Here is an 18,749-nt window from a genome sequence, read left to right on the forward strand (position 1 = left end):
AAATGAAAAACATCATGGAAAAATCTCCTGTTAAAATATTATTAGTTGATGACAAAAAGGAAAATCTGCTTTCTTTACAAGTCATTCTTGCTGATCGTGGCTATCAATTTGTTGAGGCCACATCAGGAAAAGATGCTCTGCGGATTCTTTTGAAAAGCCAAGATTTTGCAATTATTCTAATGGATGTGCAAATGCCTTTGATGGACGGATTTGAAACTGCTGAGCTTATTAGGCAAAGCGACAAACTCAAACACGTACCCATTATTTTTCTTACCGCCAATATGAATACGTCAGATTATATTTTTAAAGGATATCAATCTGGCGCAGTTGATTATATGATAAAACCATTATCTGCCGAAATACTTCAAGCAAAAGTGATGGTTTTTACTGAATTATATAAGAAAACACGCGAATTACAGATTAAAGAAGAAGAAACAAACGCACTGAACGCAAAAATTACAAAAGCCAATGACGATTTGGTAGCGCAATATCTTGCTATTGAAAAATATGCAAACGAATTAAAAAGAAAAAATACCGAATTAGACGCATTCACGCATATTTCAAGTCATGATCTTCAAGAACCATTGCGAAAAATCCAAACTTTTTCAAATATTATTCTAGCAAAAGAATACGAAAATTTAAGTCCCGACGGAAGACTAAAATTTGATCGGATTTTGTATTCAACCAACAGAATGCGCGAATTGATTAACGACCTTTTAGCTTTTTCAAGAACCAATGTCATTGATCGTATTTATGAAAACACTGATCTCGAATCGATTGTCGATAATGTAAAAGAAGCGCTTAGAGAAAATATTAAAGAAAAAAATGCCCAAATTATCACTGATTTGCATGGAAGAGTCAATATCATTCCGTTTTTGTTTATTCAGCTTCTCGAAAATCTGATCAACAATTCGCTTAAATTTTCTCAAAAGGAAATTCCGCTAGAAATTGAAATCAAAAGCCGTATTGCAACTGGAAAAGATTTGCATAATGATAAATTGGTTCCGCTTGAAAATTACTGCCATATCAGTTTTCGAGATAACGGAATTGGTTTTGAACCCGAGCACAGCGAAAAAATATTTGGCGTTTTTCAAAGATTGCATAGCCGAGATATTTATGACGGAACCGGAATAGGTCTTGCTATTGTCAAAAAAATAGTTGAAAATCACAATGGGATCATAATCGCAACTTCACAACCCATGCAAGGCGCAACTTTTGACATTTATATTCCGCAATCTTAAGTTTATATCTTTCCTCATATTCAACATTTAGAAGCTAAATTCATCTGATTGCCGACGAAATATCGTCGGCAATCAATTTTATGATATTTTAAACTTAGGTACATAATTATCAATACCTTCGTATAGCAAGTTTAATTCAACCAAAGATGTTTTCTAACCAAACAAAAGTTTTTTTGTTTCTCCTTGTTTTATTTACAATTGGGGACTTAAATGCATTGACTCATTTAAAAAATGAAAAACAAATTGAAACAGCAGAAAAAAGCCTTCCAACAAACAAATATCATAAAGAAAAAGAAGCGCCATATACTGAACAGCAAGTAAAAAAAGCGGAAATACAATTGCCCTCATTACCAGAAAACATCGATAAAATCAAAATATTATTAAAAGTAAGCGATTGGTATGAAGCTTCTTACAACAACCCTAAAACATTAGAAAAAGCATTTGAATATGGTGAACAGGCACTTAAAATAAGTTTAGCGCTTCATTCTAATATTTATATCGGGAAATGCTATTTGCAACTCTCCATGGTGAGTGAATTGCGAAACAACAATAAAATGATAGAAATTTGCGCAAAAAAAGCAATCGAAGCATTAACCCAGACCGATGATTTAGATGATTTGGCAGAATCCTGGGTTATGGTTTGGTCTTCTAAAATGCGAACTAATGCACCAATAGCGCAAAGGTTGGATCCAATTTTTAAAGCGGCCTCTATATTTGAAAAATCGGGAAATAATAAAAGAATTGGCGACTGCTACAGAGAAATTAGCGAATTGTATTTTTCTTCTTCTGATTTTAATAGTTCTCTAAATTACCTCAAAAAAGCTATATTTTATTATAGAGCAAGACATTTAAAAGAAGAAGCTATTTATCCAATTTCTACAAGACTTAATATTATTTATGAAGCCGAAAAAAGAAACAGAGATATTATCAAATTAAGAAACAAAAACCATTTGCAACAAAGCAAACTTAATAATGAGGCAATTTTGCGCAACTCAATGATCACTTTTCTGGTGCTTTTGCTCATCATTCTTGGATTGCTTTATAAAAGTTTTATGTTCAAGAAAAAAACCAATAAAGTACTAGAAACGCAACAAAATGAGATCAATAAAAAAAATAACACACTCCAAAATCTATTAGTCGAAAAAGAATGGCTGTTGCGGGAAATTCATCACCGAGTAAAAAACAATCTCCATATGGTTGTTGGTTTATTAGCAAGTCAGGTTGAATTCTTAAAGACACCAGAAGCTGTTCAGGCCATCAATGACAGTCAAAACAGAATTCAGACGATGTCCATGATTCATCAAAAATTGTATCAATCTGAGAATTTATCTTTGATTGAAATGTCATCTTATATTTTTGAATTGACAGAATATCTAAAAGATTCCTTCGAAATACAAAACAATATTCGGTTTAAGCTAGATGTTGACAATTTTAGTCTTCCCTTATCGCACTCTATTCCCATTGGGCTTATTTTTAATGAAGCCGTAACAAATGCAATAAAATATGCCTTTCCAAATCAAGAAAAAGGCATTATCAATATTTCTCTAAAACAAAATAACGACAATAATTACGTACTCATCATACGTGACAATGGCATTGGGCTTCCGCCCGATTTTGATCCTTATAACAATCCTTCTTTAGGTGTAAAATTAATGCATGGTTTGGCCGCTGATATAGAAGGAAAGTTTTTAATAACAAACGCAAACGGTACCAAAATAACTTTGGAATTTACTGTCAATGAAAATAATCTTGATTAATTTAATTCTATAAAATGGCAAAACCTTTAAAAATTCTTATTGTTGAAGATCAGTTTGTAGAAGCAAATCATTTGCGATTGATGCTGAAAAAAGCGGGACATTCGATTACTGGAATGGCGCGATCAGTTTCGGATGCCAAATATTATATTGCTCAGGAAAAACCCGAATTGGTTCTTTTGGACATTTTTCTTTTAGGGAAAGAAACGGGAATTGATCTTGCCGAAATACTCAGAGAAAATAATATTCCTTTTATTTACCTTTCTGCCAATTCTAATGAAGAAGTGCTGAATAAAGCAAAACTCACACATCCATATGGATTTTTAGTAAAACCCTTTCGTGAAAAAGATTTATTGATTACGATTGAAATCGCCGAATATCATCAAGAACACGGAATAGAATCTTCAATCAGAAAAGAGCTTTTATTTCAGAAACAATTAAAATCAATCGTCAAAAAAAGCGGTACTTGGGATGATCGTGTTTTGAATATTGTCACTTCTTTACAATCTCTTATATCTTTTGATCTTGTAATGGCTGTTTTTTACATTGACGGCAAATTATCCAATCGCGTTTTAGGATACGCAAGAACAGGTTTGCACGAATATCAGAAAATTGGAATTGAAGAATTGCAAAACATTACGGCTTTAAAGGAATCTGAAATCAACGAATTAAGAAATAAAAGCAAAGTTGAAACTGATGCAACATTCTATAACGACGATGATTTCGTTAAAATATGCGAAAAAACACCAATCAAAAAAATGATTGCCAATTCAATGAACATGAAGTCCAATTTGATGCTTCCTGTTCCGCTATCGCTTAATGAAAACGGCGGACTATATTTGTCTTTTTTAGCAGACAAGCTACCAATTACAACAAAAACCATTTAAAATTGTGCGACAGGCTCCAAGAGCCTTTGATATATGCTATTGAAAATTTAATTCATGCAGATAAAAAATTAGATCAAAAAAATACCTCAGCTGTAAATCACAGTACTGGAAAAAACACAAAAATATCCGGATTCGAATCTATTGTTGGCAAGAGCCCAATGCTTTTAAAGTTATTCGATCATATTATACAGGTTGCTCCAGCAGACACAACTGTTTTGATTACTGGCGAAAGCGGTACAGGAAAAGAAAGTATTGCCAATAGCATTCAGCAATTATCTGGTAAAAAAATGGTCCGTTCATAAAAATCAATTGCTCCGCTTTACCGCCGAGTCTTATTGAATCAGAATTATTCGGGCATGAAAAGGGATCTTTTACAGGTGCAACCGAAAAACGAATTGGTAAATTTGAGCAAGCCAACAATGGTACTTTGTTTTTGGATGAAATTGGCGATATGCCTCTGGAAATGCAAGCAAAATTGCTTCGCGCAATTCAGGAAAAAGAGATTGAGCGCGTTGGTGGAAATCTTCCCATAAAAGTAAATGTTCGAATAATTGCGGCGACCAATTGCAATCTCGAAAAAGAAGTTGCAGATGGGCGTTTCAGACTTGATTTGTATTATCGTTTAAATGTTTTTCCAATCCAAATGCCACCATTACGAGAACGAAAAGAAGACATAGGACTTCTCGCCCGTCATTTTATTGCGGTATATAGCGCTAAAACGGGGAAAAATGTACGTGAAATATCAGAAACTGCCTTAAAAAGTCTTTTAGCTTATCATTGGCCAGGAAACATTCGCGAACTAGAGAATCTTATTGAAAGAAGCATTCTTCTGGCTAAAACAGATACTATAGAACATATTCCGCTTCCTGCTTTTGACGAAATCAAAGTTAACAATAAATCAAACGAATGGTACTTCAAAACCATCCAAGAAAATGAACGAGAACACATTATCAATGTTTTGGAAAAATGCAACGGAAGAATCAGAGGCGCAGGCGGTGCTTCGGAAATATTGGGCCTTCCTCCTACTACATTAGCGTCAAGAATGCAAAAATTAGGGATTAAGAGAAGTCATTTTTAATTGTGAATGGTAAATTATGAATTGTTAATTACCTAGTTTTTATTTGAAATTTTAAAATTCAAAAATTCACAACTCATAATTCATAATTCATAACTCATAATTAAAAAAGACGATATTAAGTTGGGGGTTTTTCGTTTTTTAACGATATATAGTTTGGCATAGTTACTTCTAAAATATCTAAATATTTAAAAATCAAATAGTTACAATTTAGGTTCGGTTTTAGTTTAGAGTTTGGCATAACATTAAAATGTATATTATGCTAACCGAAAACCCTACTACGATTCTTTTTATTACGGGAGCTTTTGTCAGTAATAAATGTTGGGATGAATGGAAACTATTTTTTGAGAACAAAGGTTTTAAAACCCTTGCTCCTGCATGGCCGTACAAAGATGCGCCAGCAAATGTTTTGCGCGACCGTCATCCTGATCCGGAGATTGCGAGTTTGCGATTGTCTCAATTAATTGAATATTTTGAGAATATCGCTAAAAATCTTCCACAGAAACCTATTATAATTGGGCATTCTATTGGCGGGCTTATTGCGCAAATACTCTTGCGGCGCAATCTAGCATCGTCTGCAATTGCAATACATTCGGTTCCTCCTCAAGGAATAATGACGTTTAAATTTTCTTTCCTAAAGGCGGGTTGGGGACCACTTGGTTTTTTCACTTCTACCAAAAAAACTTTCTTAATGAGTTTTCCGCAGTGGCAATATGCCTTTACAAACGGAATGCCTGAAGAATGGCAGGATAAAGCGTATTGTGAATCGGCAATTCCTGAATCTAAATTAATTGTTCGTGATACGATAACTTCTGTTGCAAAAGTAGATTTTAAGGCACCGCATAAACCGTTATTGCTAATTGCAGGATCAATCGATCACACTATTCCCGAGTCATTGAATTTTTCGAACTACAAAAAATACTCCGACAAAAATTCAATCACCGATTTCAAGGTTTTCCCAAATCGAAATCACTTCGTATTAAATCAGCCCGGATGGCAGGAAATAGCAGTTTACATCCAAGAATGGATTGCCAAACTGCCTCCGCAAAATTCATAATAATCAATTAATCATTAACCACTTCTAAAAATTTTAATCATGAAAACAAATTCATTAAACACTACTTTTTTCAATTTAAAAACAAAAGCGAAACAGTTTCTAGCTGTTGCTATTTTAATATTGACCTTAATTTCTTGTAATAAAAAGACCGAAGAAACGTCTACGCCAGAAGCAAAACCGGCAGAAACAACCGAAACAGCAGAAGTTGCGCCAGCAAATCCGCCAGCAAATTTTAAACATGCAACTGCAACTGTAAACGGAATCAAAATCCATTATGTAATTGGCGGACAAGGCGATCCTCTAGTTTTAGTTCACGGCTTTGGGCAAAACTGGTACATGTGGAATCGCTTATTGCCAGAACTTTCTAAACATTTCACCGTAATTGCTCCTGATTTAAGAGGTGTCGGCGAATCTGACAAACCAGAAAGCGGTTACGATAAAAAAACGATGGCATCTGATATTCATGAATTGGTAAATCAGCTTGGGTATAAAAAAATCAACTTGGCTGGGCACGACATCGGACTTATGGTGGCGTATGCTTATGCCGCACAATATGGCGACAGCGTCAATAAACTAGCCTTGATGGACGCACTTTTGCCTGGAATTGAGCCAGTTTGGTCAAATGTAAAAGGATCTGCGTGGTGGTTTGGTTTCTTCGGATGGCCTGCTTCTGGAGAAATTGTTAAAGGAAAAGAAAAAGAATTCTTGACTAATTTCTGGCCAATTGTAGGACATGTAAAAGATCCATTTACTCCAGAAGAATCAGCTGAATTTATTAGAGCTTATGCTACTGAAGGAGGTACAACTGCGGCATTTAAATGGTTTGGCGCATTTGATCAAGATGGAAAAGACAATGTTATTTTCGCAAAGAAAAAACTGAAAATGCCATTATTAGCAATGGGCGGAGAATATTTCGTCGCTGCGTTTCTTAAAGACCATTCGAAATTAGTTGCTGAAAATGTTACCGAATCTAAAATTGCTGGTTCTGGGCATTGGTTAGTTCAAGAAAATACGGCACAAGTACAAAAAGATTTACTAGCCTTCTTTTTGGCTAAATAACAAAAATCATGAAAAAATTATTATTAATTCTATTGCTTTCTGCGGGCTTGTCATCTCAAGCCCAGCAAAAAGCTGATCTGATTATTTATAATGGAAAAATTGCAACGATGCAGAAACAAGGAGAATTTGTTCAAGCAATTGCAATGAAAGACGGAATTATTCTGGACGTTGGAACCGAGAAAAACATCCTTTCTTCTTATAAATCAGAACAAACAAAATTGATTGATGCCAAAGGAAAAACGGTAGTTCCGGGATTAAATGACAGTCATATGCATGTAATTCGTGAAGGCTTGAATTACAATTCAGAATTGCGCTGGGATGGTGTAAAAACCTTAAAACGCGCCATGGAAATGCTGAAAGAACAAGCCGCAAGAACTCCCGATGGTGTTTGGATTAAAGTTATTGGAGGCTGGAATGAATTTCAGTTTGAAGAAAAAGACAGCCCACAATTGACGAAATCAATGCCGCAGTTCCTGATAAACCGGTTTTTATAACGTATTTATATGGAAAAGCTTTTCTAAACAAAAAAGGAATTGAAGTTCTTGGTTACAACAAAAACACTAAATACGAAGGAAGTCTTTTAGAACAAGATTCCAACGGAAATTTAACGGGTTTGATGTACGCCAAAGAAACTCCAAAAGCCATTTACATGACGATGGGATTAACAACAAAATTAACTCCCGAAGAACGAATCAACAGTTCCATACAATTTAATCATGAACTAAATCGCTTCGGATTGACAAGTGTTATTGATCTCGCGGGTGGAAGCCAAAACTTCCCTGCTGATTATGTTACTTCGTTAGATTTGGCCAAACAAAACAAACTGAGTCTCCGAATTTCATACTATTTGTTTGCACAACAAAAAGGCAAAGAATTACAAGATTATGAAAAATGGGTTGCCGAAACCAAAATCAATAAAAATGACAATCTGATTGTAGCAAATGGTTATGTTGAAGAAGGCGCTGGAGAAAACATCGTCGCTTCAGCGAACTGATTTTGAGAATTTCCTAGAACCACGAATTGTATTATCTGATGAAATGGAAACGGATTTGGAACCTATTATTCGGCTTTTGGTGAAAAACAGATGGCCTTTTAGACTTCACGCCACTTACGGCGAATCTATTGACAGAATGCTGAATGTTTTTGAAAAAGTGAATAAAGAAATTCCGTTTAACGGTTTGCGCTGGTTTTTCGATCATGCCGAAACTATTACACCATCAGAATTACAACGTGTTAAAAAATTAGGTGGCGGTATCGCAGTTCAATTCAGAATGTATTATCAAGGTGAATTGTATAACAAATTATATGGCGCTCCAAAAACACAATTGCCTCCAATTAAAAAAATGCTAGAATTAGGAATTCCAGTTGGAATGGGAACAGATGCAACACGAATTTCAACTTACAATCCTTGGATGTCATTGCATTGGCTTTTAACTGGAAAAACAATTGGTGGCATGCAGTTCTGGCCTAAAGATCAGGTTTTAGACAAATTCACAGCCTTGCAATTATATACTTCTGGAAGTGCTTGGTTTTCTGGCGAAGAAAAAGACAAAGGAAAATTAATCAAAGGAATGTATGCCGATATGGCCATTTTATCAGATGATTATTTTTCGCTTAAACCAGATGATATCCGAAAAATCGAATCGGTTTTGACGATTGTTAATGGCAAAATTGTTTACGCTTCCGCGGAATATAAAGCTTTGAATCCAGAAATTCCTGCGGTAATTCCGGATTGGTCTCCTGTGAAATATTTTGGAGGTTATCAAAAATGAGAATGGCACGCGGATTTTACTGATTCGCTTTCGCGAAGACGCGGATTTGAACGGATTTTTTCTTTTTTGGGATGATTGCAAGAAAGCGATTTTTCACCCTTTAGCCCTGATCGAAGCGACATCCTTTGCTTTTTTCTTTAAAAAAGCAAAGATATAGCGGAGAGCAGGAACCATGAATCCAAAAATGCCAAATGCTTTTGCTTCTAATAAAATTGAACATTAACAAAATTAATAAACCATGAAAAATTATAAATCTATTTTAATTCCAATACTTTTTGTCGTCGTGTTTTTATCGGCACAAAAAACGTATGCGCAATTTCCAATGCCACCAGAAGTTCCAATTTGGGATGCCAATAAAGTAAACTTGCAATTGCATAAAATCTCGGATAATGTTTATGCGGTTTCGCCATCAACGACTGAAACCGAAACTACAAAAGGAATTCCACAAGCTACTTCTGCTGGATTCATTGTGGGTGATAAAGGCGTTTTGTTGATCGAAACTATGCTGAACAAAAGATTATACGATCAATTGTACAAACTGATTCGTTCTGTTACTCCAAAACCAATAGTTTACGCAATAAATACCAGCGATCATGGCGATCATTGTTTTGGAAATTATCTGCTACCAAAAGAAACTATTTTGATACAAAATGAATTCTGCAAAGAAAATCTTTCTAAGAATTTCGAAAACATAAAACAATTTATGATCATGCTTTTTGGAAAAGATCGCGGGATAGAACAAAGCGTTTACCGTCCCGCTGATCTTACAATTGCAGTAAATCAAAGTATTAAACTGGATTTGGGAGGCAATAAAATTGTAGAAATTATTAATGTAGGAACAGCGCAATCGCCAGCAGATTTGTTTGTATTTTTGAAGGATTCAGACAAAAATGTATTGTGGGCTGGAAATCCGTTTATTGCTGAAAGTCCAACGATTCCTTGGTTGTTTGACGGGTATTTTTTGGAGCCTGTTCGCAATCTTCAAAAAATTTATGACATGATTGGCGATAATGATGTTGTCGTTCCTGGTCACGGCCGAATTACAAATAAAAAAGGAATTAAATACACTATTGATTATGTAAATGCTTTGAAGACAAATGTAGAAGTCTGCTGTTAAAAAAGGGGAAACTTTAGAGCAAGTGAAAGCATCTGTCACGATGAAGGAATTTGATAAAGGTTATGTACTTTTTAATTGGTTGCATTACAATTTCAATATTCCAAACGCTTACAACGATATTAAGAAAAACAGTTTAGGCAAATAAGCCATGAAAAAAATCATTCTATTATTACTTATTTGTATTAACCTTCATGCTCAGTCATATCCAGACTTTAAACCACTGCGATTTGACGAAAACTATGAAGTTTTACAAAAAGATACCGTCAAAAAAAGTTGGCACAAAACCATGAAATATATGCCTCTTTCCTCTTCGGGGAAAACTTATTTGAGTTTTGGAGGAGAAGTCAGGTATCAATATTTCTATGCCAAAAATGAAAAATGGGGAGACGATCCGCAAGATCCTGACGGCTACATTTTAAACCGATTTTTGCTTCACGCCGATTTTCATTCAAGCAAATATTTCCGAGCTTTTATTCAGCTTCAAAGCAGTAATGCAAATGGAAGAATAGATCCCAGTCCGGTTGACAGCAATCCGCTTGAAGTGCATCAGGGATTTATTGATATTAATGTCATTTCAGAAAGAAACAAACAATTGATTTTTAGAGCTGGAAGACAAGAATTAAGTTATGGTTCTCAGCGCTTGGTTGCGGTTCGTGACGGACCAAATAATCGTCAGTCATTTGATGCCGCAAAAGCAATTTTGGGAATAAATAATTATCGTGCCGATTTATTCTATAGCCATTATGTTGTGGCTCAAGACGGTATTTTCGATGATTATTCGAATAAAAAAAGACAATTTTGGGGAAGTTATTTTGTAATCAATAAAATTCCAGCCATCAAAAATATTGATCTTTATTATTTAGGTTACGAAAGAGCAAATGCCAATTTTGATGATGCCAGCGGAAAAGAATTACGTCATTCTGTGGGAACACGTATTTGGGGGAAATACAACGAATGGCGTTATGATGCCGAAGCGGTTTATCAATTTGGAGATGTTGCTTCTAAAGACATTAAAGCATGGACGGTTTCTTTAAATACGGGATACAGGCTTCCATCTGTAGTTTTAAAACCAGAATTCGGAATTAAAGTCGAATTGATCAGCGGAGATAAAACGAATGGGGATACTAAATTAAATACTTTTAATCCTTTGTTTCCAAGAGGCGCTTATTTCGGATTAGCATCTGTAATTGGTCCTTCGAATCTTGTTGATTTTCATCCGTCGATTAGTTTAGAATTGGCAAAAAACATCGATTGGGTTATCGATTATGATATGTTTTGGAGATACAGCGGCGAAGATGGAATTTACGGCCCAAACACCATCATGATTTATCCTGGCGACGCGACAGATGCCAAAGAAATTGGAAAACAATTAGAAAGCGAAATTATCTACACGCCAAATCAATATTTGTATTTCCGCGTTGAGGCAACTTGGTTTAAAGCTGGGGATTTCTTAAAAGCCGCAGGAACCGGAAAAAATATGTTTTTTACAGGCGTTACGATGCGACTTAAATTTTAAGTTTTTTTGGCTGAGAATTGCTCGCAAAGTCGCAAAGACGCAAAGTCTTTTTTCTAAGCCTTTTAATTAAACTTTGCGTCTTTGCGACTTTGCGAGATTAAAACATTCAGAATAAAAAGCTTTTATAAATTCAAAAAGTAAAAAAGATGACAACACGACGAAACTTTATAAAAATGGCGGGTTTAACAGGCGCCGCAGTAATGGCAAATCCTGTTGATGCATTTTCAAACCCTATAAAACAAGAAAAAATGGATTCTGAAATACAAAACAAATGGTTAGACGGTTCAAGATTAGTCGTTTCAGTTTCGATGCAGTTTGAAGCAGGCGGGCAACCAGAAAATGCCGAAAGTCCGTTTCCTCAAAATATGCAAAAAGGATATCGTGATTTACCTGCTGAAACTTGGTATCAATATGGTTATAAAGAAGGAATTCCGAGAATGCTGGACAACTGGGACAAACACGGCATAAAAATTACCTCGCACATGGTAGGTTCCGCTGTATTAAAAAATCCTGCACTTGCCAAAGAAATTGTACAACGCGGGCATGAAGCATGCAGCGCATGGAATGAACTGGAGTTCAGAATATGCGATGTCTTATGAAGAAGAAAAAAATTCATCAAAGACGGTGTTGATGCTATAAAAAATATAACGGGTTTTACGGCAGTTGGCTACAATGCCAATTGGCTCAGACGTGGAGAAAACACAATCAAAATCCTGCAAGAATTGGGTTTTATCTATCATATAGATGATTTAAGCCGAGACGAGCCTTTTATTATACAAGCCAATAAAAAAGATTTTGTTGTTGTTCCCTACACCATTCGCTGTAATGATATTGTTTTGGTTGAAGGCAAAAATTTTTCCACTGACCAATTCTTTAATCAAGTAAAAGCTGAATTTGACCAACTCTATGCCGAAAGTGAATTTAAACGCAGACAAATGTCTATCAGTTTTCACGACCGAATAGGCGGAACACCACAAATGGTAAAAACAGTCTCAGACTTGCTGGATTATATGAAAAAACACAATGGCGTAACTTTTAAAAGAAAAGACGAGATTGCCAAAATGACGCTTCAGGATAAAACATCAATTAGAGAATAAATTCCTTTTGAACAAAAATGGTGGAAACAAAAAACCTGCAAGGATTTTTTGCAGGTTTTCAAAATCTAGATTATGTAAGCGATTTAGCCGCTCGACTTTTTTCTTTCTTTTCCAATACACTAAATATAAAATCGCCAATACTAGCATCAAAATATCCATTTTTAAGATCTGTGGTATTCGCATAATCTGATCTTGGTAATAACTTCCTCCCAAGAGAGCGCCCAAACCAATACCCAATTCCATTGAAATGTACATCGTCGCAATCGCTTTCCCCTTCTGTTGTGGCTTGCTCAAATCAATTGTCCATGCGTTTATGGCTGGAGATAAAATGCCTGTCCCCATTCCGTAAATTCCGGCACCTATCAACAGCATTGTTACATCTGTGCCTTCGCTGATGGTATAAATTGCTAAAGACGTAATAATTAATCCAACGAGTAAAACATTTGTTCTTCCATATCGGTCTGAAACTTTTCCTGCACCAAAACGCACAAGAACAGATGCAACCGTAAAAGCAGTAAAAAATACGCCTTTATTTTGTGTTCCAAGATGTTCACTCCAGTCGGGAATCAAGGTCAGAATTAATCCGTATGCCGAATAAGAAAAAAATGTAATGATGCCTGCGGGAAGTGCACCAACATCAATAATATCGGTACGGCTTAGAAAAAACATCGATTTATGAAGTTTTTCTTTAGTTTCCAAAGTTTCCTTCATGTTGATCACAATCACGATAGACAAAAAAGCAAGAAATGAAGAACTGTAAAACATAGCATCAATTCCGTAAGCATTAGCCACCATGCCACCCAATGCAGGACCTAGCGCACCTCCAATACTAAAGCATAAACCATGCATTCCAAGGCCTTCGCCCCAACGTTCTTGCGGAATAATATCCGAAACATAAGCAGATGTCGCCGTTGGCTTAAATCCAGTTGAAAAACCATGAACTAAACGCAAAAAAGAAAACCAGCAACTGAACTTAATATGGGATACAAAAAACCACAAATCAAACAAACCACAGATCCAACCGCCATAACCGGAACACGTCCCCATTTATCTGTCAGTTTTCCACTAAAAGGTCGCGATAATCCTGCTGTAAGAGTAAATAGCGAGATAATAAGTCCTTTATATTCAGCTCCTCCCAAACTACTAAGGTAATTCGGAAGTTCTGGTATAATCATATTGAAACTGGAGGAAAATAAAAGCGAGCTCATACAAAGCAAGCATAAACTGAAGTGTATAAATGGATTTTTTATTATTTGACATTGATTCTAATTCTTACTCGAACTTTCTAAAGGAAATAAACTTTTTAAATCTTGACATAAGATTTAATGGGACAAAGAAACGCAAAAAAACAGAAAAGGCATCGATAAAAACAACCAAGCTTCAAAAAACGCCATAAAATTATTTCGTTGCATAAATTAACGATATATCGCTACTAAAATAATAGCCTAAAACACAAAAAGCCTTACCAGTAAAGGTTTTAAGAATTAAGGCACACTAATTGGCTATTCTTTGGCATTCTGGCACAAATTATAAAATGACACAGATGAAGACCGTCAAATATGGCCTTATAAGCGAAATCTAATACTAAAATGAGCAGTATTTTTTACTTCTTAATCTAGATTAATCGATACACCAGTAAGACCATAATACATTTGCATCAGAAACATTGTTAATCTGAATATTAAACAAGTTTATTGTTAAAAAACAGAAATAAATAATCTATATAAATAAAAATTCAAAACATTATTAATCTTAAAATCAAAAACCATGAGCACATTTAAAGTAAAAGACGGAGCAGAAATTTATTATAAAGATTGGGGAACGGGACAACCAATTGTTTTTCATCACGGCTGGCCATTGTCAAGTGATGATTGGGACGCACAAATGATGTTTTTCGTAAAAAAGGCTACAGAGTTATTGCACACGACCGTCGCGGACACGGACGTTCAAGCCAAACTTCTGAAGGAAATAACATGGAAACTTATGCATCTGACATTGCTCAATTAGTTGAAGCTTTAGATTTAAAAGATGCAATTCACGTAGGGCATTCAACTGGAGGTGGTGAAGTAATTCGTTATCGTCGCCAAATATGGAAAAGGACGTATTGCAAAAGCAGTAATCATTAGTGCGGTACCACCAATTATGGTTCAAAGCGAATCAAATCCTGAAGGTGTTCCATTGTCAATTTTTGACGAAATCAGAAACGGAACAGCTTTTACTAGATCACAATATTTTTATGATTTCCCTATTCCTTTTTATGGATGGAATCGCGAAGGACAAACCGTTCAAGAAGGGATTAAGCAAAATTGGTGGCGTCAAGGAATGATGGGATCTGTTTTAGCGCATTATGAAGGAATCAAAGCTTTTTCTGAAACTGATTTTAGAGAAGATCTTAAAAGTTTAGATATACCAGTTCTTGTATTGCACGGAGAAGATGATCAGATCGTTCCTTATCATCAGGCACCAAAATCAGCCGCATTGCTGAAAAACGGAAAATTGATTTCTTACCCAGGGTTTCCTCACGGAATGCCTACAACCGAGGCAGAAACAATCAACAAGGATATTTTGGCTTTCATCAAATAAATCAATCAAAACTGCCTGCAAAAGGTCTGTTTTTACAGGCAGTTTTAATCTTATTACATTATGAGTTTTTTCCAACAACCCTCTTTCGACACAGTTACTGAAGCTTTGCAATGGCTGAATTCTGAAGGTTTTACAGCCGATTTTAATATTGATTCAGATTGTCTTCAATGCAACACTACTAAACAAAGCTTGTCGCCCGAAGAATTCAAAATTGAATATTTATTTCGCTTTGAAGGCGATAGTAATCCCGCAGATGAAGATATTGTGTACGGCATTACATCTGAAATTCATAATTTGAAAGGTGTCCTAACAAGTGCTTTCGGGACTTATGCCGACAGTGTTTCAACTGAAATGATTAGAAAACTTTCAATACATCAATAATTTAAAATGTCTTTTCGAAAGACAAATTCTTTAGCAAACAAATTAAAAGTTTCGCCTTTCATTGGCTTAACTAATTATAAATCTTAAAAAATAAACCATATGAAACCATCTGTTAACTTATTGACCCCAGACAATCACGCTTTAGTATTAATCGATTTTGAAGGACAAATGGCTTTTGCTACAAGTAATCTTCCTGTACACGAATTACGTACAAATGTTGCAATTGTTGCAGGAGCATCAAAAATTTTTAATGTAAGTACAATTGTAACAACCGTTGCAGAAGAAAGTTTTTCTGGACCAGTATTTCCTGAAGTAGAAGAGTTTTATCCAATTGCAACTTCTGGATATATCGATCGTACAACAATGAATACTTGGGAAGATGAAAATGCTTATAAAGCTATTGTAGCAAAGAAAAAACAAAAATTAGTTCTTGCTGGATTATGGACAAGTGTTTGCATCGTTGGTCCGGTTTTATCAGCCATCGAAGAAGGTTACCAAGTATATGTAATTACAGATGCTTGTGGCGATGTAAGCAAAGAAGCTCACGAGCGTGCTGTAGAAAGAATGATACAAGCTGGCGCAATTCCGATAACTGCTATCCAATATTTATTAGAACTTCAAAGAGATTGGGCTCGTCAAGAAACTTACGGTCCTGTAACTTCTTTAATGAAAAAATATGGAGGTTCATACGGTATAGGAATTCAATACGCACACACAATGCTGAAACACTAATCAGTAAACTCATTTACAATATCAGAACCTATCCGAAGCACAACTCTAATCAATTAATTTATGAAAGCAGATTTAATTTTATTCAACGGAAAAATTCATAGTTTCAATCCAGAAACTCCAAATGTTACGGCAGTTGCAATCAAAGACGGAAAATTTATTGCTGTTGGAAATGATAGCGACATTATGAGTTTTTCTTCTGAAGAAACTAAAATAATTGATCTTCAGAATAAGAGAGTCGTTCCCGGAATCAACGATTCACATATTCACCTTATTCGTGGTGGCTTGAATTATAATTTAGAATTACGCTGGGATGGTGTTCCTTCCTTAGCAGATGCGCTTAGAATGTTGAAAGAGCAAGTCGATCGTACTCCGAATCCGCAATGGGTTCGCGTGGTTGGCGGTTGGTCAGAATTCCAATTTGCTGAGCGCAGAATGCCGACTTTGGAAGAAATTAATGCGATTGCGCCTGATACTCCTGTTTTTATTCTTCATTTGTATGATCGCGCCTTTATGAATAGAGCCGCTTTAAGAGCAGTTGGCTACAACAAAAACACTCCAGCGCCACCGGGCGGACATATAGAACGCGACTCCAACGGCGAACCAACTGGACTTATAATTGCAACGCCAAATGCCATGATTTTGTATTCGACTTTAGCAAAAGGTCCAACGCTTTCTTATGAACACCAAATCAATTCGACTCGTCATTATATGAAAGAATTGAATCGTTTCGGAATTACAAGTGTTATTGATGCTGGTGGCGGATTTCAAAATTTTCCTGACGATTATAAAGTGGTCAATGAATTGAATGAAAAGAAACAATTGACCGTAAGAATTGCCTACAATCTTTTTACTCAAAAACCCAAACATGAATTTGAAGATTTCTCCGATTGGATTGATACGGTGAAATTATATCAAGGAAATGATATGTATCGTCACAACGGAGCTGGGGAAATGCTGGTTTTCTCTGTCGCCGATTTTGAGGATTTTCTTCAACCAAGACCCGATCTTCCCGAAAATATGGAAGCCGAATTAGAAAAAGTCGTGCGTCTTTTAGTAGAAAACCGTTGGCCCTTCAGGCTTCATGCTACATACAACGAAAGCATTACAAGATTTTTAAACGTTTTTGAGAAGATCAACAGAGACATTCCTTTCAATGGGCTTCCTTGGATTTTTGATCATGCCGAAACCATCGATGAAAGAAACATCGAACGCGTAAAAGCTTTAGGAGGTGGTATTGCTGTACAAAGCAGAATGGCCTATCAAGGAGAATATTTTACAGATCGTTATGGAGCAAAAGCCGCTGAAAATACACCACCAATCAAAAAAATGCTTGAAATGGAAGTTCCTGTGGGCGCGGGTTCAGATGCCACACGTGTGAGCAGTTACAATCCGTGGGTTTCAATGTATTGGATGACAGCTGGAAAAACTGTTGGAGGTTTGCAATTGTACAATGAAACAAGATTGAACAGGCAAACGGCTTTAGAATTATATACGAGAGGAAGTGCTTGGTTTTCGCAAGAACAAACCAAAAAAGGAGATATCAAAGTAGGAATGTTTGCTGATTTAACTGTTTTAGATCGCGACTATTTTACCATTGAAGATGAAGAAATCAAAAAAATCGAATCTGATTTGACGATTGTTGACGGAAAAATTGTTTATGCCAATGGTGATTTTTCATCTTTCTCCCTCCTCATATTCCGATTTTGCCAGATTGGTCCCCAACAAATATTTACAACGGCTATCCGGTGAGAAGCAACTTGCAAAGCGCAATTGAAAAAAATGCAAAAGCATCTTCAAAACCAAAACTGACGGCACAGATTCACAGTTGTAGCGGAAGTTGTGGCGTTCACGCACATAATCACGACGCCGCCTGAATGAGCAATGTTCCGGTTAATAATTATCATGCATTTTGGGGTGCATTAGGTTGCTCCTGTTTTGCTTTTTAAATCTTGATGAAATGATTGAAATTATCAAACAAATCCTGCATTCCGATTTAGGATCGTCCTTCAATAATGGAGCAATTTTGATTTTTAGAATTCTGCTTGCAGTTGAATTGTTTAGAGTGCATGGAATGAAAAAATTCAGAGTTGAAAACGGTCAAAAAGAACATGTTCCAAATCCGTTACATTTGCCTGAAAAGCTAAATGGATTAGTCGCAACATTTTCAGATACCATAATTCCGTTTTTCATCATGCTCGGACTCGGAACAAGGTTGGCTGTTTTACCCACAATCGGCGTAACAGCAATTGGCTATTTTGTGGTTCACAAAAATGATTCACTCGAAGTGCGCGACGTTCCTTATATGTACACTTTATCATTGTTATTACTTCTTGCACTTGGCGCAGGATCTTATTCACTTGATTATTATTTATTGACGTTCGTAAACAATTAATTTAAACACAGAATATTTTTAACACATAGAAACATAGCTATTTGATTCGTAAAAAAGGCGTTTCACTTTGCATTAATACACATAGC

General features: G+C 35.8%; 24 protein-coding genes and 1 pseudogene. 23 read left to right on the forward strand and 2 right to left on the reverse strand.

What is annotated here, in order from left to right; genetic code table 11:
• Positions 1–2 precede the first annotated feature (2 nt).
• From ACQ9BO_RS17840 to ACQ9BO_RS17910, 15 genes and pseudogenes are all read left to right on the forward strand, one after another.
• Positions 3–1,241 carry a sensor histidine kinase gene (locus ACQ9BO_RS17840; RefSeq protein ID WP_431241820.1) on the forward strand — a complete coding sequence of 413 codons (1,239 nt, stop codon included), beginning with the start codon at positions 3–5 and terminating at the stop codon, positions 1,239–1,241.
• A gap of 173 nt (positions 1,242–1,414) precedes the next feature.
• The gene (locus ACQ9BO_RS17845) at positions 1,415–2,998 is read left to right on the forward strand and encodes a sensor histidine kinase (RefSeq protein ID WP_431241821.1); all 1,584 of its coding nucleotides are present in this window, start codon (positions 1,415–1,417) and stop codon (positions 2,996–2,998) included.
• Positions 2,999–3,012: 14 nt separating this feature from the next.
• Entirely contained in the window at positions 3,013–3,882 is an 870-nt protein-coding gene (locus tag ACQ9BO_RS17850; RefSeq protein ID WP_431241822.1) for a response regulator, read from the forward strand.
• Positions 3,883–4,040: 158 nt separating this feature from the next.
• Positions 4,041–4,477: pseudogene (locus ACQ9BO_RS17855) on the forward strand (sigma-54 factor interaction domain-containing protein); the annotation flags it as partial.
• A 48-nt stretch (positions 4,478–4,525) separates the two neighbouring features.
• Positions 4,526–4,960 carry a helix-turn-helix domain-containing protein gene (locus ACQ9BO_RS17860; RefSeq protein WP_431245150.1) on the forward strand — a complete coding sequence of 145 codons (435 nt, stop codon included), beginning with the start codon at positions 4,526–4,528 and terminating at the stop codon, positions 4,958–4,960.
• A 256-nt stretch (positions 4,961–5,216) separates the two neighbouring features.
• Positions 5,217–6,014 (forward strand): alpha/beta hydrolase, encoded by a 798-nt coding sequence (locus tag ACQ9BO_RS17865; RefSeq protein WP_431241823.1) that lies wholly within the window; start codon positions 5,217–5,219, stop codon positions 6,012–6,014.
• Positions 6,015–6,053: 39 nt separating this feature from the next.
• Complete coding sequence (locus tag ACQ9BO_RS17870; RefSeq protein WP_431241824.1) at positions 6,054–7,073, forward strand: alpha/beta fold hydrolase; 1,020 nt, start codon at positions 6,054–6,056, stop codon at positions 7,071–7,073.
• 8 nt (positions 7,074–7,081) lie between these two features.
• Positions 7,082–7,567, forward strand: coding sequence for an amidohydrolase family protein (locus tag ACQ9BO_RS17875; RefSeq protein WP_431241825.1), 486 nt, complete (start codon positions 7,082–7,084; stop codon positions 7,565–7,567).
• Positions 7,564–8,067 carry an amidohydrolase family protein gene (locus tag ACQ9BO_RS17880; RefSeq protein ID WP_431245151.1) on the forward strand — a complete coding sequence of 168 codons (504 nt, stop codon included), beginning with the start codon at positions 7,564–7,566 and terminating at the stop codon, positions 8,065–8,067. The genes ACQ9BO_RS17875 and ACQ9BO_RS17880 overlap by 4 nt, the downstream gene beginning before the upstream one ends.
• Positions 8,021–8,845, forward strand: a complete 825-nt coding sequence (locus ACQ9BO_RS17885; RefSeq protein ID WP_431241826.1) for an amidohydrolase family protein — start codon at positions 8,021–8,023, stop codon at positions 8,843–8,845. Before ACQ9BO_RS17880 ends, ACQ9BO_RS17885 begins: the two co-directional genes overlap by 47 nt.
• A gap of 238 nt (positions 8,846–9,083) precedes the next feature.
• On the forward strand, positions 9,084–9,962 hold the full coding sequence (locus ACQ9BO_RS17890; protein WP_431241827.1) for an MBL fold metallo-hydrolase: 879 nt from the start codon (positions 9,084–9,086) through the stop codon (positions 9,960–9,962).
• 22 nt (positions 9,963–9,984) lie between these two features.
• Entirely contained in the window at positions 9,985–10,107 is a 123-nt protein-coding gene (locus ACQ9BO_RS17895) for a hypothetical protein (protein ID WP_431241828.1), read from the forward strand.
• A gap of 3 nt (positions 10,108–10,110) precedes the next feature.
• Positions 10,111–11,478, forward strand: coding sequence for an alginate export family protein (locus tag ACQ9BO_RS17900; RefSeq protein ID WP_431241829.1), 1,368 nt, complete (start codon positions 10,111–10,113; stop codon positions 11,476–11,478).
• A gap of 146 nt (positions 11,479–11,624) precedes the next feature.
• On the forward strand, positions 11,625–12,077 hold the full coding sequence (locus ACQ9BO_RS17905; RefSeq protein WP_431241830.1) for a polysaccharide deacetylase family protein: 453 nt from the start codon (positions 11,625–11,627) through the stop codon (positions 12,075–12,077).
• Between the two features lie 123 nt (positions 12,078–12,200).
• On the forward strand, positions 12,201–12,575 hold the full coding sequence (locus ACQ9BO_RS17910) for a hypothetical protein (protein ID WP_431241831.1): 375 nt from the start codon (positions 12,201–12,203) through the stop codon (positions 12,573–12,575).
• Here the strand turns inward: ACQ9BO_RS17910 and ACQ9BO_RS17915 are convergent.
• Positions 12,561–13,526 (reverse strand): MFS transporter, encoded by a 966-nt coding sequence (locus ACQ9BO_RS17915; RefSeq protein WP_431241832.1) that lies wholly within the window; start codon positions 13,524–13,526, stop codon positions 12,561–12,563. The genes ACQ9BO_RS17910 and ACQ9BO_RS17915 overlap by 15 nt on opposite strands.
• Positions 13,517–13,783 carry an MFS transporter gene (locus ACQ9BO_RS17920; RefSeq protein ID WP_431241833.1) on the reverse strand — a complete coding sequence of 89 codons (267 nt, stop codon included), beginning with the start codon at positions 13,781–13,783 and terminating at the stop codon, positions 13,517–13,519. Before ACQ9BO_RS17920 ends, ACQ9BO_RS17915 begins: the two co-directional genes overlap by 10 nt.
• Positions 13,784–14,342: 559 nt before the next feature.
• Between ACQ9BO_RS17920 and ACQ9BO_RS17925 the strand changes: the two genes are divergently transcribed.
• The 8 genes from ACQ9BO_RS17925 to ACQ9BO_RS17960 all read left to right on the forward strand — a co-directional run bounded on the left by ACQ9BO_RS17925 (position 14,343) and on the right by ACQ9BO_RS17960 (position 18,663).
• Positions 14,343–14,582 (forward strand): alpha/beta fold hydrolase, encoded by a 240-nt coding sequence (locus ACQ9BO_RS17925; RefSeq protein WP_431245229.1) that lies wholly within the window; start codon positions 14,343–14,345, stop codon positions 14,580–14,582.
• Positions 14,492–14,701 carry an alpha/beta fold hydrolase gene (locus ACQ9BO_RS17930; protein WP_431245152.1) on the forward strand — a complete coding sequence of 70 codons (210 nt, stop codon included), beginning with the start codon at positions 14,492–14,494 and terminating at the stop codon, positions 14,699–14,701. The genes ACQ9BO_RS17925 and ACQ9BO_RS17930 overlap by 91 nt, the downstream gene beginning before the upstream one ends.
• 16 nt (positions 14,702–14,717) lie before the next feature.
• Positions 14,718–15,158 (forward strand): alpha/beta fold hydrolase, encoded by a 441-nt coding sequence (locus ACQ9BO_RS17935; RefSeq protein WP_431241834.1) that lies wholly within the window; start codon positions 14,718–14,720, stop codon positions 15,156–15,158.
• Between the two features lie 60 nt (positions 15,159–15,218).
• Entirely contained in the window at positions 15,219–15,539 is a 321-nt protein-coding gene (locus tag ACQ9BO_RS17940) for a phosphoribosylpyrophosphate synthetase (RefSeq protein ID WP_431241835.1), read from the forward strand.
• A 99-nt stretch (positions 15,540–15,638) separates the two neighbouring features.
• Positions 15,639–16,271, forward strand: coding sequence for a hydrolase (locus tag ACQ9BO_RS17945; RefSeq protein ID WP_431241836.1), 633 nt, complete (start codon positions 15,639–15,641; stop codon positions 16,269–16,271).
• Between the two features lie 60 nt (positions 16,272–16,331).
• Entirely contained in the window at positions 16,332–18,020 is a 1,689-nt protein-coding gene (locus ACQ9BO_RS17950) for an amidohydrolase (RefSeq protein WP_431241837.1), read from the forward strand.
• Positions 18,017–18,145, forward strand: a complete 129-nt coding sequence (locus tag ACQ9BO_RS17955; RefSeq protein WP_431241838.1) for a hypothetical protein — start codon at positions 18,017–18,019, stop codon at positions 18,143–18,145. The genes ACQ9BO_RS17950 and ACQ9BO_RS17955 overlap by 4 nt, the downstream gene beginning before the upstream one ends.
• A gap of 83 nt (positions 18,146–18,228) precedes the next feature.
• On the forward strand, positions 18,229–18,663 hold the full coding sequence (locus ACQ9BO_RS17960; RefSeq protein ID WP_431241839.1) for a DoxX family protein: 435 nt from the start codon (positions 18,229–18,231) through the stop codon (positions 18,661–18,663).
• Positions 18,664–18,749: the final 86 nt, after the last annotated feature.

The organism is Flavobacterium sp. P21 (assembly GCF_050632225.1).
GTDB lineage: Bacteria > Bacteroidota > Bacteroidia > Flavobacteriales > Flavobacteriaceae > Flavobacterium.

Coding starts and splice junctions, on each gene's coding strand:
- ACQ9BO_RS17935 (WP_431241834.1), top strand. CDS start 14,718: ATGGTTCAAAGCGAATCAAATCCTGAAGGTGTTCCATTGTCAATTTTT.
- ACQ9BO_RS17865 (WP_431241823.1), top strand. CDS start 5,217: ATGCTAACCGAAAACCCTACTACGATTCTTTTTATTACGGGAGCTTTT.
- ACQ9BO_RS17850 (WP_431241822.1), top strand. CDS start 3,013: ATGGCAAAACCTTTAAAAATTCTTATTGTTGAAGATCAGTTTGTAGAA.
- ACQ9BO_RS17875 (WP_431241825.1), top strand. CDS start 7,082: ATGAAAAAATTATTATTAATTCTATTGCTTTCTGCGGGCTTGTCATCT.
- ACQ9BO_RS17890 (WP_431241827.1), top strand. CDS start 9,084: ATGAAAAATTATAAATCTATTTTAATTCCAATACTTTTTGTCGTCGTG.
- ACQ9BO_RS17950 (WP_431241837.1), top strand. CDS start 16,332: ATGAAAGCAGATTTAATTTTATTCAACGGAAAAATTCATAGTTTCAAT.
- ACQ9BO_RS17945 (WP_431241836.1), top strand. CDS start 15,639: ATGAAACCATCTGTTAACTTATTGACCCCAGACAATCACGCTTTAGTA.
- ACQ9BO_RS17960 (WP_431241839.1), top strand. CDS start 18,229: ATGATTGAAATTATCAAACAAATCCTGCATTCCGATTTAGGATCGTCC.
- ACQ9BO_RS17905 (WP_431241830.1), top strand. CDS start 11,625: ATGACAACACGACGAAACTTTATAAAAATGGCGGGTTTAACAGGCGCC.
- ACQ9BO_RS17940 (WP_431241835.1), top strand. CDS start 15,219: ATGAGTTTTTTCCAACAACCCTCTTTCGACACAGTTACTGAAGCTTTG.
- ACQ9BO_RS17900 (WP_431241829.1), top strand. CDS start 10,111: ATGAAAAAAATCATTCTATTATTACTTATTTGTATTAACCTTCATGCT.
- ACQ9BO_RS17870 (WP_431241824.1), top strand. CDS start 6,054: ATGAAAACAAATTCATTAAACACTACTTTTTTCAATTTAAAAACAAAA.
- ACQ9BO_RS17860 (WP_431245150.1), top strand. CDS start 4,526: ATGCCACCATTACGAGAACGAAAAGAAGACATAGGACTTCTCGCCCGT.
- ACQ9BO_RS17925 (WP_431245229.1), top strand. CDS start 14,343: ATGAGCACATTTAAAGTAAAAGACGGAGCAGAAATTTATTATAAAGAT.
- ACQ9BO_RS17885 (WP_431241826.1), top strand. CDS start 8,021: ATGTTGAAGAAGGCGCTGGAGAAAACATCGTCGCTTCAGCGAACTGAT.
- ACQ9BO_RS17920 (WP_431241833.1), bottom strand. CDS start 13,783: ATGAGCTCGCTTTTATTTTCCTCCAGTTTCAATATGATTATACCAGAA.
- ACQ9BO_RS17840 (WP_431241820.1), top strand. CDS start 3: ATGAAAAACATCATGGAAAAATCTCCTGTTAAAATATTATTAGTTGAT.